The following is a 16,229-nucleotide window of genomic DNA, read 5'->3' on the forward strand; positions in this document are numbered from 1 at the left end:
TTTCCAATCGATTTAACCAATTTAAACAACCCTTAAACATTTAAAAAAATGTTAGAAGAAATGAATGATAACCTGCCTCAATCACCGAATGAAGCAGACGGAGGAAACTTAGCCACTGATGTTCAATCGAATAATCAGGCTACAACTGATCCTGAAATGGATACTAATTCAGCCATAAAAGAGGCGGATGAAATAACGGAAATTTGTGAGAAGCAACAAGCTTTAAACGAAATTGAGGCTTCAAATGCCGAAGAGCATGAAGATGAAACCTTAAAAGCACGCCATGAAATTCCAATGCTTGATTACGATACTTTATCGATGGAAGCATTAGTGAATGAATTGCAAAAACTCGTTTCGAATGAAAAAGTCATGTCGATACGTGATCATGTTGAAGAAATTAAAAAAGCTTTTTTCTCAAAATACAATCATTTTATTGAAGAGAAAAAAGAAGAATTCCATGCCGAAAATCCGGATTCAACGGAGGAATTTCAATATCATTTTCCATTAAAATCTAAATTTGACCAACTTTATAATTTATATAAGGATAATAAAAACACCCATTTTAAAAGTTTACAAAACAATCTAAAAACCAATTTAGAAACCCGTTTAGCTATTGTTGAAGAACTAAAAGAGCTGATTAATCCCAACGAAAACATCAAGGATACCCTAAAACATTTTAACGAATTAAGAGAACGTTGGAAAAATGCCGGAGCAATCCCAAAAGACAAATACAACCACGTTTGGAACAATTACCACTTTCATGTTGAAAATTTTTATGATTATTTACACTTAGATCGCGAAGCCCGGGATTTAGATTTCAAACACAATTTGGAACAAAAACAAAAAATTATTGCGCGTGTAGAAGAATTACTTCATGAACAGGACATTAATAAAGCTTTTAGAGAATTGCAGGATTTACACCGAATTTGGAAAGAAGAAATTGGTCCTGTATCCAGAGAACATCGTGATATAATTTGGAATCAATTTAGTGATTTGACTAAAAAAATGCACGATAAACGTGAAATTTTATTTGAAAAAATAAGAGGAACCGAACAGGAAAATCTGGAGAAAAAGAAAGCTATTATAGCCCAAATTGAAGAATTGGCTACCATAAAAGTAAATGCACATCCGCAATGGCTGGTACAGATAGAAAAGGTGGAAGCACTGAGAGAAAGTTTTTTCTCTACCGGAAAAGTACCCGCAGATGTAAATGAAGCCACCTGGGCGGCTTTTAAAACTGCTGTTAAAAATTTTAATACTTTTAAAAATTCATTTTACAAAGACATTAAAAAGGAACAAAACGAGAATCTTACTAAAAAAAATGCTCTTGTTGCCAAAGCAAATGAGTTAAAAGACAACGACGATTTTGCAGCCACTACTCCAATCATGAAACAAATTCAGGAAGATTGGAAAAAAATAGGTCATGTTCCAAGAAAATATTCTGACAAAGTCTGGGCTGAGTTTAAAGAAGCCTGTAACCACTATTTTGACAGATTAAAAGAACAAAAAAGTGAAGAAAACGCCGGAGAAATGGAAGCTTTTGATAAAAAGAAAGCTTATCTGGAAACCTTAAAAGAATTCCAACTTATTGGCGAACACAAAACCGATTTAGATGCCATAAAACAGCATATTGAAAATTGGAAATCTTTTGGGAAAGTACCTTTTACAAGAAGACACATCGAAGGAAAATTCAATAAAATACTGGATGCACTTTTTGACAAATTAAGTTTGAGCAAAAAGGATTCAGACATGATGCGTTTTGCAAACAAATTAGAAAATCTTTCCGAAGGTGGTGATAACCGAAAACTGGAAAACGAAAAGATTTTTATCATCCGTAAAATTGAAGAAGTACAGAACGAAATTTTCCAATTGGAAAATAACATTCAGTTTTTCACCAATACCAAGAACGCTAAAAAAGAAAACTCAATTGTTTTAGAAGTCCGCAAAAACATTGCTATCCACAAAGAAAGCCTGGATATCTGGAAAGAAAAACTAAAACAACTTAGAAACCTGAATCAGGAATAGATTTATATTTCAGAAGGCAGATTTTAGATTTTAGACTTATAACAAGAAAGCGATTTTCAGTTTGAAAATCGCTTTTTTTATTCATGCTATTTACAAAAACAACTGCCTTCTACATAATGAACACTACCTTCAAACTTCTCCCGATGGCAATCGGGGCTCCTAACTTAATTTCATAACCATGATAATTGTCATTTTAATTCGTTCCAAATCAAACTACTTTTGGTCTATTAAAAAGATGTATCATGAAAAATTCTTTGATTCAAAAATACAATGTACCAGGTCCCCGATACACTAGTTATCCTACGGTTCCTTACTGGAATGAAGTCGATTTCACCTATCAGGATTGGGTTTCATCTTTAAAAAAAGCATTCATAGAAAGCAATACTACAGAAGGAATTAGTTTATACATCCATCTTCCTTTTTGCGAAAGCCTCTGTACTTTTTGCGGTTGTAACAAACGAATTACGAAAAATCATAATGTAGAATCACCTTACATTCAAGCTGTTTTAAAAGAGTGGAATTTGTATTGCGAACTGCTTGATGAAAAACCGATTATCAAAGAAATCCATTTAGGAGGCGGAACGCCTACCTTTTTTTCGACTGAAAATCTCGAAGATTTAATCAACGGAATTTTTACTAAAGCCGTTAGAGCCAAAAATTACGAATTTAGTTTTGAAGGTCACCCTAACAACACTACTCATGCACACTTAAAAAAACTCTATGATTTAGGTTTTAGAAGAGTGAGCTTTGGCGTTCAGGATTATTCTGAAAAAGTACAAAAAGCCATTCATCGCGAGCAGCCTTTCCATAATGTAGCCAAAGTAACTTTTTGGGCAAGAGAAATTGGTTATACTTCTATTGGTCACGACATCATTTTTGGATTACCTTTCCAAAGAATAGAAGATGTAGTGGACACCATTGAAAAAACGAAATCTCTCCAACCTGACCGACTCGCATTTTACAGCTATGCTCATGTGCCTTGGATAAAAGGAAACGGACAGCGTGGATTTAAAGACGAAGATATTCCTAAAGATGAGGAAAAAAGAATTTTATACCAGATAGGCAAAGAATTATTGCAAAAAAATGGCTATCACGAAATTGGTATGGATCATTTTGCACTGGAAACCGATAGTTTGTATCAATCATTCCAAAACGGTCAATTACACCGTAATTTCATGGGGTACAGCTCTTCAAAAACCCAACTAATGATTGGGCTGGGCGTTTCATCAATTAGTGACAGTTGGTATAGTTTTGCCCAAAACGAAAAAAATCTGGAAGATTATTATAAAGTTTTAGCAAAAAATAAACTCCCTATTTTCAGAGGGCATTTACTAACAGAAGAAGATCTTATCATTAGAAAACACATTCTGAATTTAATGTGCCAATTTGAAACCAGTTGGGATAAAAAGGACACTTATTTCAAAGAAATTCCGGAAGTTTTAGAACAATTAAAAGAAATGGAAAAAGACAAAATTTTGATTATCAAAGAAAATGGCATCCAGGTAACAGATAAAGGCAAAGCCTATGTTAGAAACATCTGTATGGCTTTTGATTTACATTTAAAACGAAAAGCCCCTGAGACCGCCTTGTTTTCGATGACGATATAATCTAAAACTTAAAATTTTCTTTCGTCAAGATAACAATACCTCTAAAACTACACTGCCACACAAAAAGAAATTTTACAAAGTCAATCTTTTAGTGTGGCAGTTTTATTAAAATGTACAATAAGAAACTATTTGTATCTTATTTATCGACACAGTCAACAGTTAAAAATTTGTATTTCACACGGTCAAAATCTATCGGTGCTCCCTTAGCAAAATAGGAACGTCCCAAATAGGTTTCTATTTTTCCATTTCCTAAAATCAGCGTGTCGCCTCTCTTTAGTATTGCCAGCGGATTTTTGAATGTGGCGTTTTCATTTTTCCCCTGTATAAAGCTATAATCGGCAAATAAAGTATCTCCGCGGAATTCCCCTTCAATATCCCCTGTTTTTTCGGACATTGCATACATTTTCATTACCATACTTCCGCTTATTTTACCATCTTTTAAAGTGTTTATTTTTAAATCAATGGTGTCTTTATCATACAATGCCTGGTAGCAGTTTACACTAATTGGTTTTTCAGCCTTAGTGGCTTCTTTAGTATCGTTTGCTTTTTCATTTTTACAGCTTTGGAAACCAATGGAAACCAACAACAAACAACTTAAACCCAGATTTTTCATAGCATTACTATTTTAGTTATATAATTATAAGAATTGTAGTTACTAATTTACACATAAATTAGACATTCTAACGATTGCTTTAGATTTTCTATCAAAAAAAAACACAGCAAATCTAAGATTTAGCTTCAATTTACTAAACTATTATTTCGTATTTTTAATGCTATGATTCCTTTTAAAACAATCAATCATCTTCTATTTATGGAACTTTTAGAACAAATCGCAAAAAAGGGATTAATAATTGCCCGGGCAAATGGTCTTTTTGACCTGCCGGAAAATTATCACATTCCTAATGAAGATAACATACTAAAAGAATTCCTGAAAAATCAGTTATTCAATCTTTGCAAATTCTACACATTAGAACACTTTTTTAGTCAGGAGAATTTATTTATTCGGGCCTTTGTTTATACCTATGGCAAAGGATTTGAATATACTATTGCCCATATAATTGGTAAACCATTAGAGAGAATCACATATAATTTTGACGATTGTATGACTGCTAACGGACTCAAAACGCTACCCAATGCTATCAGAAAAAATGCCGATGACAAAATTTATATTATCCGTGAAATGTTTACCGAAATGTTTGAAGCTTCACGGGAAAAAGAACGCCAACTTACTGCAGCCGGAATCTCATTTGAAGATTGTATGTTTCAAATTTTAAACACCGCTTTTTTTATCGGACAAAGAGTCGCTACTTCTGTAAAATTGGATTCCCAAACAACCATCACACTAAATTTTGACACCGAAGATTCTTTGTACGATTATGGAAACTACGACAAAAAATATTCTATATAAATTTATACTGTTTTCAAAGCTTCAATCAAACCGTCAATATCTTCTTTTGTATTATAATGACTGAGTGAAATTCGCAAACTGGGTTTTCTGATTAAATTGTCCGAAAGAATTTCAGCCAGTACATGAGACGGTCTGATACTCCCGCTCTGACAGGCACTACCGCGAGAAACGGCGATCCCCCGTATATCCAGATGGAACAAAATCATTGCTGTTTTTTCCTCTGAAAAAGGCAATAGTACATTTACAATATTGTAAAACCCATTGCTGTCTCCATTAATTGCAAAACCCGAAAAGTTTTTCTCCAGTTGTTCAATCAGATAGTTCTTAATTGAACTAATCTGTTCTTTTTCTTGTTCTAAATTGGCATAAGAAATCTCCAAAGCCTTTGCCATACCGGCAATTTGATGAACTGCTTCGGTTCCTGCACGCAAGCCTTTTTCTTGTTCACCTCCATAAAATAAGGGTTGCAAAGCCGAATTTTTTCTAACAAATGCAAACCCAACCCCTTTAGGTCCATGAAATTTATGTGCACTAGCCAGGATAAAATCAACTGTTGTTGCCTGCAAATCGATTTTCATTTTTCCCATCGATTGTACGGTATCAGAATGAAAAAGGGCGTTGTACTGCCTGCATATCAATCCCACCCGTTCCAGATCTAAAATGGTTCCTATCTCGTTATTAACGTGCATTAAACTCACTAATGTTTTTACTTCCTGCGAAAGTAAATCTGACAAATGAGTCAAATCGATTCCTCCATTTGGTAACAGATTTACATAATCTACCTGAATCGAAAATTCTTTTTTCAAAGCTTCAATGGTAAGCAAAACAGCATGATGTTCAATTTTACTGCTAATAATTCGTTTTACTTTCAAATCCTGAACAGCCGAACGCAAAATCCAGTTATTCGCTTCTGTTCCTCCGGAAGTAAAAATAATTTCCTGAGCACTTACATTGAGTTGTTTAGCAATGGACTTTCGGGAAAGTTCGAGTATGTTTTTAGCATTACGACCAAAACTGTGAGTAGAAGAAGGGTTTCCATAATCCTCCGTCATCACTTTAGTTATTTCCTGAATAACTTCTGGTCGTATTGCGGTGGTAGATGCGTTATCGAGGTATATTTTTTTCATTGCTGCAAAGTTATAAAATATCAATTATCAAAAGCCTCATAAAATTTGTCATTTTTTGCCTATTTTTGTCAAAATTTTTAAAATGAAAAAAGTCCTAAGCCTATTGGTTTTATTAGTATTAACAAATTCCTGTGATGACGGAAACTTAACACAAGAAGATATCAGCTTTGAAGATGTAAATACTCAGAGTTGCAGTGCAAATAACATTATCTATAAAATAAAAGAAAAAGAAGCCTTATTGCTAGAAATTCCAAAGACTACTTTTACCAGTGAACCTACTCCCGTAGGAGAACCTATTGAACTAAATATCAACACTTCATCTAACAGAGTCGTGTATCGCTTTTATAACGGAACGGTAGCTGCTAATAATATTTGTGAAACTATTGCACCAGCAACACCTGTTATTACTGACCAATGGACTGCTACCAGCGGTACAATCCAAATTGTAACTACTGCCGTCAAAACAACTAACGAAACAACTAATGCTACCCGAATTTCAGGTTACAATCATAACATTGTATTGAAAAACGTAACTTTTGCTAAAGCCAATGGAACTCAGGTTTACGAAACTTTCCCTTTTGGTGACTACACCACTTCGGCAACTAACTTAGCGTTTAACTTTGATCAAACCTTAGAAAAATGCAGTGCTTCAAATGAAGTTTATAATTTTAATACCAGTGAAGCTTTCATTTTAAATATTGATCCTAATTTAATTCTAAACGAAGCCACAGCACTTAATACTCCAAGAACAGGGCTTATAGGGAGCAGTACAAATGCTCTTACTTATCGCTTATTAACAGGAGGGATAGTGACTGCCGATTATTTTTGTAATGCAACAACTCCTACAACTCCGGCTATCAGTCAGCAATGGACAGGCGTAGCTGGTGTAAGCGGTGTAAGTGGTATTATCGAAGTAACCACTACTACAAACGGACCTAATAGTTTTAAACACACTATAGTTTTGAAAAAAGTTTCTTTACAAAAAGGAAATAGTGATTTTAGTCTTGGAGACAGTTATAGTTTAGGAGAATTATTTACTACAACTAATTAAAAATCAAATAACTCAATAAAAAAAACGCTCGCTTTGTCAATTCAAAGCGAGCGTTTTTTGTTAACCAAATCTAAAACCAAATCAAATTGTTCTTCTCTGTTAAGATTAGAATTATCAATCTCAATAGCATCTTTGGCTATTACTAATGGAGAATTGCTTCGATGTGTATCAATATAATCGCGTTCTTCTACATTTTTAAGTACTTCTTCAAATGTAACCGAATCGCCTTTTTGAATCAATTCATCAAAGCGTCTTTGTGCTCTGGTTTGTGCGCTGGCAGTCATAAATATTTTTAGTTCGGCATCAGGAAAAACAACAGTTCCTATGTCTCTGCCGTCCATCACTACAGCTTTATTTTTTCCCATTTCCTGTTGCTGCTGTACTAATTTTGTTCGAACTTCGGGAATTTCAGCCACTTTGCTCACAAAATTAGAAACTTCAATAGTTCTGATTTGTTTTTCTACATTTTCACCATTCAGATACATTTCGGCAAAACCTAAATCGGGATTGAATTTAAACTCTAAACGAATAGTTGAAAGATGATTAATCAAACCTTCTTTGTCAAAAAAATCAGTTTTTATCAAATTATTTTGCATCGAAAAAAAGGCAATTGCCCGATACATGGCTCCGGTATCGACATAAACATAACCCAATTGTTTTGCTAATTGTTTTGCCAAAGTACTTTTTCCTGTAGAAGAAAATCCATCAATTGCAATTGTAATCTTTTTATCCAAAATTTAATTATTCTAAGTTGATTGTAAAAAACAATAAAAGTACATTTTTTTGAACTTAGCACGAAAAGAATTTCTGAATATAATTTTAAACAAAAACGGCTATCAGAATTCCGATAGCCGTTTATAAATAAAAAACTTCTTCTTTATTTACTTATCTCTTGTAAAAGGAATCTTTCTTCCATCATTCAAAATCATTTCAAATCCTGTTAAATCAGCATTGTATTTGAATTTCAAACCGGCACGTTTGGATTCAAATTCGTCTTTTCCTGTAGTCTCTACTGAAAACACCGGATAATCGGTAATTTCAACATTCAGCAAAGTATTTTTTTCACTGATAATAACTTTAATAGGCATTCTTGAATTAGAAAAAGTACCTAAATAAGGATCATAAACAACATCTTTTTCAATCAAACCTTTATCGGCACTCCATACATTATTTGCTGTATTACTATCCGGAAAAACATGTTCCGGATCTATTGTAATACTTTCAATTTCTTCAGTTGACGGGTGTTTAAAAGTCCAACTTACGTTTTTTTGCCAAACTTCTACAGGCAATTTCACACGATCTGTTTTTCCGCTTTTCAATTTTACATCTAAAACAACCGGCATTGGCATTTTTTCGAAATTTTCAATGCTAATAAAAGCTCCTTTTTTAGGATCATTTTTTACATATTTAATCGAATTAACCCCCTGATCAAAACGCCAATTGTACTGAAACCAGCCTCTCCAAAACCAACCTAAATCCTCACCTGCTACATTTTCAATCGTTCTGAAGAAATCATCCGGAGTAGGATGTTTGTATGCCCAACGCGCTACATAAGTCTTTAAAGCCAAATCAAAACGCTCCGGTCCTAAAACTTGTTCTCGCAAAATAACTAATCCCGCACTTGGTTTTGAATAACACAATTGTCCTATATGTGCTTCTTTCATATTGTCTGGCGAAGTCATAATGGGTTCAAATTCCGGGTCAGTATATCTGCTTTCATGCAGGTTTTCTTTCTCATCTTTGTATTCACCATTATTAAAATCTACATCACTCAACGAATTGATAAAGGTATTAAAACCTTCGTCCATCCATGCAAACAAACGCTCATTAGACCCCACTACCATAGGGAACCAGTGGTGTCCAAATTCATGATCTGTAACTCCCCATAATCTTTTACCTTTAGATTTCCAACTACAAAAAACAATTCCGGGATATTCCATACCGCCTTCATTTCCGGCTACATTTGTGGCTGTCGGATAGTTGTATTCAAGCCATCTTTTTGAATAATTTTCTATCGAATGTTTTACATATTCAGTTGAACGTCCCCAGGCTTCATTACCGGCACTCTCTTCAGGATACGCTGATAAGGCTAATGATTTTTTTCCGCTGGGTAATTTAATTTGCGCACCGTCTAAAATAAAAGCCGGCGAAGATGCCCACGAAACATCACGGGAATTAATCATTTTATAACGCCAGGTCTTAGTAGTCGAATTTACATTGTTTTTAGCCGCTAAAACATCTTCCAAAGAATGAATCACAACCGTCTTATCGCTGTTTTTAGCCTCGTTAAAACGCTTAAATTCCTCAGCAGAATATACTTCTTTCGGATTCATTAACTCACCAGAACAAACCACAACATGGTTAGCCGGTGCTGTAATAGCAATATCAAAATCACCATATTCCAAATAAAACTCTGAAGCTCCTAAATAAGGTTGGGTATTCCATCCCCTGACATCATCATACACACACATGCGGGGATACCACTGCGCAATGGTAAATATTTTTCCGTTTTTAGTTTCTAAAACACCTGTCCTGTCCGAACCTTCATTAGGCGAGATGTATGAAAACTCAATTTTAAACTCCACTTTTCCTCCTTTTGATTTTAACTCTTCTGGAAGAAATAACTGCATGCGGGTATCACTGATGATGTATTTAGCTTCAACATCGGCAATTTTCCTGTTATCAATTTTAATAATTTTTACCGATTTTATTTTATGACCTCCGTCAAAAATTTGTCCCTGACGACCATTTCTACTTCCTGTAATTGGTACAATAGCTTCTCCCCGGGAATCTGACCTGAATAAATTTTGATCTAAGTTTATCCACAAAAACGACATCGTATCTGTACTGTTATTGGTATAAGTAATAACATCTGTACCCACAATTTCATTAGTTTTTTCATTTAAAACAGCCGTCAATTTATAATCTGCACGGTTCTGCCAATATTCCGCTCCGGGTTGACCACTAGCTGAACGTGTTGCTGTTCCGTTTTTAGTGTAAAAAAACGGTGCAAAAGCATCGTGATAATTATAATTGGAAGTTGGTTTGATAACCGAAGTTTCCTGAGCATTTAAAGCCGAAACTCCTAAGAATATTGCTATTTGAAAGATAGCTCCGAATCGAATGTTTTTCATGTTTTTTCAATTTGAAACAAATTAATAAAAAAAATCACTCACTTTTAATATATTACTTAGGCTTTAATTAAATTTTATGAAATATCTTTATCGAAATTAAATTTTTCTAAAAAAACAATCGCATTTTGACAACTATTATTTCCAACGCTTACCTTACAGCAACAATTAATTCTAAAGGAGCAGAATTAGTTTCTTTGCAAGCTAACGAGACTGAAACAGAATACATCTGGGATGGAAATCCGGAATTTTGGGGTAAACATTCTCCTGTTTTGTTTCCAATTGTGGGAACACTTAAAAACAACTCCTATTCTTATAACAATCAAAACTATTCGCTTTCCAGACACGGTTTTGCAAGAGAAATGGATTTCGATTTAATTCATAAAACAGAAAACAGCGCAGTTTTTTCGATACAATCCTCGGCAGAAACCTTAAAAAAATATCCTTTTGAATTTGAATTACAAATAATTTATTCGCTTGAAGAAAAAAAACTGATTATTGCATACAAAGTCATCAACAAAAGCCAGTCTAAAATGCCGTTTTCAATTGGAGCACATCCTGCTTTTGCTTTGAATGAAAATTTTGAAGACTATGCTATTGAATTCGAAAAAGACGAAGATTTAGTTTACAACCTTTTAGAAGATGATTTGATTTCGAATAAAACAAAAACCTTAGATAAAACAGAAAATCAGGTTAAACTAAACTATGAGTTATTCGCAAATGACGCTTTGATTTTTAAAACTTTGCAATCAAAAAGTTTAAGCATTTTAAAAAATCGAAAACCTTTTCTGAAAGTTCATTTTAATGGTTTTCCACATTTAGGCATTTGGACAAAAGTAAATGCTCCTTTTCTTTGTATTGAACCCTGGTATGGATTCTCAGACACCACTAATGCGACAGGAAATTTATTCGAAAAAGAAGGAATTCAAATTATTGAAGTAAATGAAATTTTTAATTCTAAATATACAATCGAAATTGTTTAATTCTCTTTTTACTTTCAAACAAACTTTCTATAATTAACATTTTGTAATAAAGGTATTACATTTTAAAGACTTATATTCGCTGCCAAAACAACAATAAGCAACGCTACTCAAAGACAAAATAATGAAAAACATAATTCTCTTGAGCTCATTTTTCCTTTTAACTTTAGCTTCAAACGCTCAAACTTATCTAAAAATTAACGGATTATCTGCTATAGTCGGAGTTCCACAAGTTGGTATTGAAACTAGTATTGGAGCTAAATCTACTTTTAGTGTTGATGTTTTTGCTTCATTTTGGAAATCTTTTGATGAAAAACCAATGCAGGCAGTGATGGTAACACCGGAATATCGCTACCATTTTAAAGAAAAAAACAATGGTATTTATATGGGAATTCATACTGGTGGAGATATTTATGCTCTCCAAAAATGGAATTATTGGGGGACGAATAAATACGAAAAAGGATTAGGTTATCATATTGGAGCGACTATCGGATATCAAAAAAAACTAAACAACAAGTTTGTTTTAGATGCCTTTTTAGGAGGTGGCTGGCATCAGGGATTTTATAAAGGATATTATACAGATGGAACACCCGGGAGATACGAGAAAGTTAGAAAATACAATAAAAGTGGCGAATGGCTTCCGTACAGAGGCGGAATTATGATTTCGTATAAATTAAACTAATCCAACTTCGGCAAGGATTTGATATACAATTCCTCTACTTTTTTTCGAGCCCAATCGGTTTTTCTTAAAAAAGTCAAACTTGATTTAATACTTGGATTATCATTAAAACATTTGATTTTTATCAATTCGCCCAAGGTGTCAAATCCATAAAAATCAACTAATTTTTCCAATATTGCTTTTAAAGTCTTTCCGTGAAGCGGATCGTTTGAAGTTTGTTTTTCCATGAAGCAAATTTAAATCAAAATCGCTAAAAAATTGTGGAGTTTTAGTAATTGTTCCTACATTTGCAATCCTATGCAGAAAAACGTCAACATACTTAATAAAAGAGCGCGGTTTGATTATGAAATAATCGAAAAATATACTGCCGGAATTGTTTTGGCAGGAACCGAAATCAAATCCATCCGTTTAGGAAAAGCGAATATTACTGAAAGTTTTTGTGAATTTAACGGCACTGAACTCTTTGCTATTAACACTTACATAGAAGAATACGCTTTTGGAAACCAATTCAACCACAAATCCAGAAGCGAAAGAAAATTGCTTTTAAACAAAAGAGAATTAAAAAGTCTTGCACGAAGTGTACAGGCCAAAGGTCTGACCATTATTCCTTTGCGTTTATTTACAAACGAAAAAGGAATTGCTAAACTGGAAATTGGTCTTTGTAAAGGAAAGAAAAACTACGACAAACGCGAATCGTTAAAAGAACAGGATACCAAACGCGATTTGGACAGAATAAAAAAGGCTTTTAATTAATTTTAAAAGCCTTAATTTTTATCTTCCAATAGAGGAACAAATCGAAACTCTCCCAATTCATGCTTTTCAAATTGAGTTTCGTTTTTACGAATCAATAAAGTCATTATCTGAATCTCCTCTCCTAAAGGAATTACTAACCTTCCTCCTATTTTCAACTGAGCCATCAAAGCTTGTGGAATATAAGGTGCACCGGCCGTAACAATAATACTATCAAAAGGTCCATAAGTAGGCAAACCTTTGTAACCATCGCCAAAAGTAAGGTGTTTTGGTCTGATTCCTAATTTTGGCAACAACGTTGAAGTTTTTTTAAATAACTCATTTTGCCTTTCTATACTGTACACTTTAGCACCCATCATACACAAAACAGCGGTTTGATAGCCGGAACCTGTTCCTATTTCCAAAACCTTGTGATCTTTCTTTATTTCCAGCAATTGAGTTTGAAATGCTACCGTATAAGGCTGTGAAATAGTCTGCCCTGCATCAATAGGAAATGCCTTATCCTGATACGCATAATTTTCAAAACTGGAGTTCAAAAAAAGGTGTCTTGGGATTTTTTTTATTGCATCAAGAACACGTAAATCAGTAATTCCTTTTTGTTGTAAAGTGCTTACTAATTGATTGCGAAGTCCTTGATGTTTGGCTGTGTCTTTCAAAGTTTAGGGTTTAATTTTTTGTAAAAATAACAGTAAAAAATCCAAAAAGCAAAACCCAAAATCCAAATCAATTTTTCTGTATTTTAATTTGAATTTCCTACTTTTGTTAAAAATACATTATCATGCTAAAAGTAGGGGTTTTAGGTGCCGGGCATCTGGGAAAAATTCATTTGCGTTTATTACAACAATCTGAAAAATATGAATTAGTTGGTTTTTATGATGAAAATCAGGAATACGCCCAAAAAATTTCAAAAGAATTTGGATATACCAACTTCAATACCATTGCCAAATTAATTCACGCCGTTGACGTAATTGACATTGTAACTCCTACCCTTTCGCACTACAAATGTGCCCGAGCAGCTATAAAATCAGGGAAGCACGTTTTTATCGAAAAACCCATTTCGAACACCATTGAAGAAGCCGAAGAAATTATAGCTTTGGCTAACGAATACAATGTTAAAGGACAAGTAGGTCACGTAGAGCGTTTTAACCCCGCTTTCATTGCTACTAAAAATATGATTGAAAACCCGATGTTTATAGAAACGCATCGTTTGGCCGAATTCAATCCGAGAGGAACTGACGTACCGGTTGTATTGGATTTGATGATTCATGATATTGATGTGATTTTAAGTGTAGTAAAATCCAAAGTAAAAAACATCAGTGCCAGTGGCGTTTCAGTTATTAGCGACACTCCTGATATAGCCAATGCGAGAATCGAATTTGAAAACGGCTGCGTTGCCAATTTAACTTCGAGCCGAATTTCGATGAAAAACATGCGCAAAACCCGTTTCTTTCAAAAAGACGCTTATATCTCTGTTGATTTTTTAGAAAAAAAATGCGAGGTAGTAAAAATGAAAGATGCTCCGGAAGTTCCGGGTGATTTTGATATGATTTTACAAAATGCAGAAGGTGTAAAAAAACAAATCTATTTTTCGAATCCTGACGTAACACAAAACAACGCTATTTTAGACGAACTGGAAACATTTGCCGATGCCATCAATAATAATGCTACCCCAATTGTAACCTTAGATCAGGCTACCGAAGCTTTGAGAGTAGCACATCAAATTATAGCTTGTTTTAAAAAATAATTTAAAAATTTTAAAAATAAATTAGCCACAAATTCACCAATTCATTAGTGAATTTGTGGCTAAAATTATAAATAGCAATTTTAAAAAGATGAAAATAGTAGCAGTAATAGGTGCAGGAACGATGGGCAACGGAATTGCTCATACTTTTGCCCAAAATGGTTTTACCGTAAAATTGATTGACATTTCCGAAGCAGCTTTGGAAAAAGGCATGACTGCTATTTTTACCAATTTAGAAAGAATGCAAAGCAAGGGCAGTATTTCTGCCGAAGACAAAATGAAAACGCTTTCCAACATCATTTGCTATACCGATATTGAAGATGGGATTGTAGGTGTTGATTTAGTCATTGAAGCTGCAACTGAAAATATCGATTTAAAACTGAGAATTTTTAAAAAGTTAAACGAATTGTGTCCACACAATACCATTTTAGCAACAAATACTTCTTCAATTTCCATTAGCCAAATTGCAGCAATTGTTGTACATCCGGAACGCGTAATAGGAATGCACTTTATGAATCCTGTTCCTTTAATGCCATTAGTAGAAGTCATCCGCGGAAGTCAAACTAGTGATGAAGTAACAAAAATCATTATGACTTTATCCGAAAAACTAGACAAAAATCCGGTAACAGTAAATGATGCTCCGGGATTTGTTGCTAACCGAATTTTAATGCCAATGATTAATGAAGCCATCGAAACTTTACATACTAAGGTAGCAGGTGTTATCGAAATTGACACGGTGATGAAATTAGGTATGGGACACCCAATGGGACCTTTACAACTGGCTGACTTCATCGGTCTGGACGTTTGTCTTTCAATTATGAATGTAATGTATGATGGTTTTAAAAATCCAAAATACGCTCCCTGCCCGCTTTTAGTCAATATGGTGAATGCTAAAAAATTAGGGGTAAAATCAGGAGAAGGATTTTATGATTATTCCGAAAACAAAAAAGCAGAAAAAGTTGCTAAACAGTTTCTTTAATTTTTTTTATTTAAACAAAAACTTTAAGATGTCCATACAATCTAATTTAGAAAATATAAAATCCTCTTTACCCGAAAATGTAACCTTGGTCGCCGTTTCTAAAACCAAACCCGTTTCGGATTTAATGGAAGCTTACAATGCCGGTCAACGCATTTTTGGTGAAAACAAAATCCAGGAAATGGTTGAAAAATGGGAACAAATGCCCAAAGACATTCAGTGGCACATGATAGGTCACGTGCAGACCAATAAGGTGAAATTCATGGCTCCTTTTGTGAGTTTGATTCACGGAGTGGATAGTTTGAAATTATTACAGGAAATCAACAAACAAGCTCAAAAAAACAATCGTGTAATTGATTGTTTGCTACAAATACACATTGCCGAAGAAGAAACGAAATTTGGTCTTGATGAAGAAGAACTTTCGTCACTTTTAAATTCAAATGAATTTCAGGAAATGAAAAATATTCGTATTTTGGGCTTAATGGGAATGGCAACTTTCACCGATAACCAAGAGCAAATTCAAAAAGAATTCACCCATTTGAAATCTATTTTTGACAAACTGCAATCTCTGAATACTGAAAACTGCCAACTGAATACTGTCTCAATGGGTATGTCCGGCGATTATAAACTAGCCATCGATTGTGGGAGTACAATGATTCGGGTAGGAAGTAGTATATTTGGCGGAAGATAAATTGATTTTTGATTAATGATAAACGATTTAAGAATTCAGATTTAAAACTGAATACTAAAAACT

General features: G+C 33.9%; 16 protein-coding genes. 10 read left to right on the plus strand and 6 right to left on the minus strand.

Annotation, left to right across the window (positions count from 1 at the left end; all coding sequences use genetic code 11):
* The first annotated feature begins 48 nt into the window (after positions 1-48).
* Entirely contained in the window at positions 49-2,025 is a 1,977-nt protein-coding gene (locus IEV84_RS06535; RefSeq protein ID WP_188493486.1) for a DUF349 domain-containing protein, read from the plus strand.
* Positions 2,026-2,267: 242 nt separating this feature from the next.
* A complete protein-coding gene (gene hemN, locus IEV84_RS06540; protein WP_188493487.1) occupies positions 2,268-3,632 on the plus strand; it encodes an oxygen-independent coproporphyrinogen III oxidase in 1,365 nt (454 codons plus the stop codon).
* 136 nt (positions 3,633-3,768) lie between these two features.
* Here the strand turns inward: hemN and IEV84_RS06545 are convergent, their stop codons facing one another.
* Positions 3,769-4,245, minus strand: coding sequence for a hypothetical protein (locus IEV84_RS06545; protein WP_188493488.1), 477 nt, complete (start codon positions 4,243-4,245; stop codon positions 3,769-3,771).
* 198 nt (positions 4,246-4,443) lie between these two features.
* Between IEV84_RS06545 and IEV84_RS06550 the strand changes: the two genes are divergently transcribed.
* The gene (locus IEV84_RS06550; RefSeq protein WP_188493489.1) at positions 4,444-5,040 is read left to right on the plus strand and encodes a hypothetical protein; all 597 of its coding nucleotides are present in this window, start codon (positions 4,444-4,446) and stop codon (positions 5,038-5,040) included.
* Positions 5,041-5,042: 2 nt separating this feature from the next.
* Here the strand turns inward: IEV84_RS06550 and IEV84_RS06555 are convergent, their stop codons facing one another.
* Positions 5,043-6,167, minus strand: a complete 1,125-nt coding sequence (locus IEV84_RS06555; protein ID WP_188493490.1) for a cysteine desulfurase family protein — start codon at positions 6,165-6,167, stop codon at positions 5,043-5,045.
* 82 nt (positions 6,168-6,249) lie between these two features.
* Between IEV84_RS06555 and IEV84_RS06560 the strand changes: the two genes are divergently transcribed.
* Positions 6,250-7,218 (plus strand): hypothetical protein, encoded by a 969-nt coding sequence (locus IEV84_RS06560; protein WP_188493491.1) that lies wholly within the window; start codon positions 6,250-6,252, stop codon positions 7,216-7,218.
* 41 nt (positions 7,219-7,259) lie between these two features.
* On the opposite strand, the gene cmk is transcribed toward IEV84_RS06560, so the two are convergent.
* The gene (cmk, locus tag IEV84_RS06565) at positions 7,260-7,952 is read right to left on the minus strand and encodes a (d)CMP kinase (protein WP_188493492.1); all 693 of its coding nucleotides are present in this window, start codon (positions 7,950-7,952) and stop codon (positions 7,260-7,262) included.
* 147 nt (positions 7,953-8,099) lie between these two features.
* Entirely contained in the window at positions 8,100-10,352 is a 2,253-nt protein-coding gene (locus IEV84_RS06570; RefSeq protein WP_188493493.1) for a M1 family metallopeptidase, read from the minus strand.
* 125 nt (positions 10,353-10,477) lie between these two features.
* Between IEV84_RS06570 and IEV84_RS06575 the strand changes: the two genes are divergently transcribed.
* Together IEV84_RS06575 and IEV84_RS06580 are read left to right on the plus strand one after the other, a co-directional pair.
* Positions 10,478-11,332 carry an aldose 1-epimerase family protein gene (locus IEV84_RS06575; protein WP_188493494.1) on the plus strand — a complete coding sequence of 285 codons (855 nt, stop codon included), beginning with the start codon at positions 10,478-10,480 and terminating at the stop codon, positions 11,330-11,332.
* 121 nt (positions 11,333-11,453) lie between these two features.
* Positions 11,454-12,011, plus strand: coding sequence for a DUF3575 domain-containing protein (locus IEV84_RS06580; RefSeq protein ID WP_188493495.1), 558 nt, complete (start codon positions 11,454-11,456; stop codon positions 12,009-12,011).
* Here the strand turns inward: IEV84_RS06580 and IEV84_RS06585 are convergent.
* Positions 12,008-12,235: a VF530 family protein gene (locus IEV84_RS06585; protein ID WP_188493496.1), complete on the minus strand. Its 228-nt coding sequence runs from the start codon at positions 12,233-12,235 to the stop codon at positions 12,008-12,010. The two genes, IEV84_RS06580 and IEV84_RS06585, sit on opposite strands and share 4 nt — an antisense overlap.
* A 70-nt stretch (positions 12,236-12,305) precedes the next feature.
* On the opposite strand from IEV84_RS06585, the gene smpB reads away from it, so the two are divergent.
* Positions 12,306-12,761 (plus strand): SsrA-binding protein SmpB, encoded by a 456-nt coding sequence (gene smpB, locus IEV84_RS06590; RefSeq protein WP_188493497.1) that lies wholly within the window; start codon positions 12,306-12,308, stop codon positions 12,759-12,761.
* An 11-nt stretch (positions 12,762-12,772) separates the two neighbouring features.
* Here smpB and IEV84_RS06595 read toward each other — a convergent pair whose 3' ends face one another.
* A complete protein-coding gene (locus IEV84_RS06595; RefSeq protein ID WP_188493498.1) occupies positions 12,773-13,414 on the minus strand; it encodes a protein-L-isoaspartate(D-aspartate) O-methyltransferase in 642 nt (213 codons plus the stop codon).
* Positions 13,415-13,536: 122 nt separating this feature from the next.
* Between IEV84_RS06595 and IEV84_RS06600 the strand changes: the two genes are divergently transcribed.
* The 3 genes from IEV84_RS06600 (at position 13,537) to IEV84_RS06610 (ending at position 16,166) form a co-directional block, all read left to right on the plus strand.
* Positions 13,537-14,502, plus strand: coding sequence for a Gfo/Idh/MocA family protein (locus IEV84_RS06600; protein ID WP_188493499.1), 966 nt, complete (start codon positions 13,537-13,539; stop codon positions 14,500-14,502).
* An 88-nt stretch (positions 14,503-14,590) separates the two neighbouring features.
* Positions 14,591-15,478, plus strand: a complete 888-nt coding sequence (locus IEV84_RS06605) for a 3-hydroxyacyl-CoA dehydrogenase family protein (protein ID WP_188493500.1) — start codon at positions 14,591-14,593, stop codon at positions 15,476-15,478.
* A gap of 28 nt (positions 15,479-15,506) precedes the next feature.
* The gene (locus tag IEV84_RS06610) at positions 15,507-16,166 is read left to right on the plus strand and encodes a YggS family pyridoxal phosphate-dependent enzyme (protein ID WP_188493501.1); all 660 of its coding nucleotides are present in this window, start codon (positions 15,507-15,509) and stop codon (positions 16,164-16,166) included.
* The last annotated feature ends 63 nt before the right edge of the window (positions 16,167-16,229 follow it).

Source organism: Flavobacterium palustre, assembly GCF_014639535.1.
In the GTDB taxonomy this organism is placed as follows: domain Bacteria; phylum Bacteroidota; class Bacteroidia; order Flavobacteriales; family Flavobacteriaceae; genus Flavobacterium; species Flavobacterium palustre.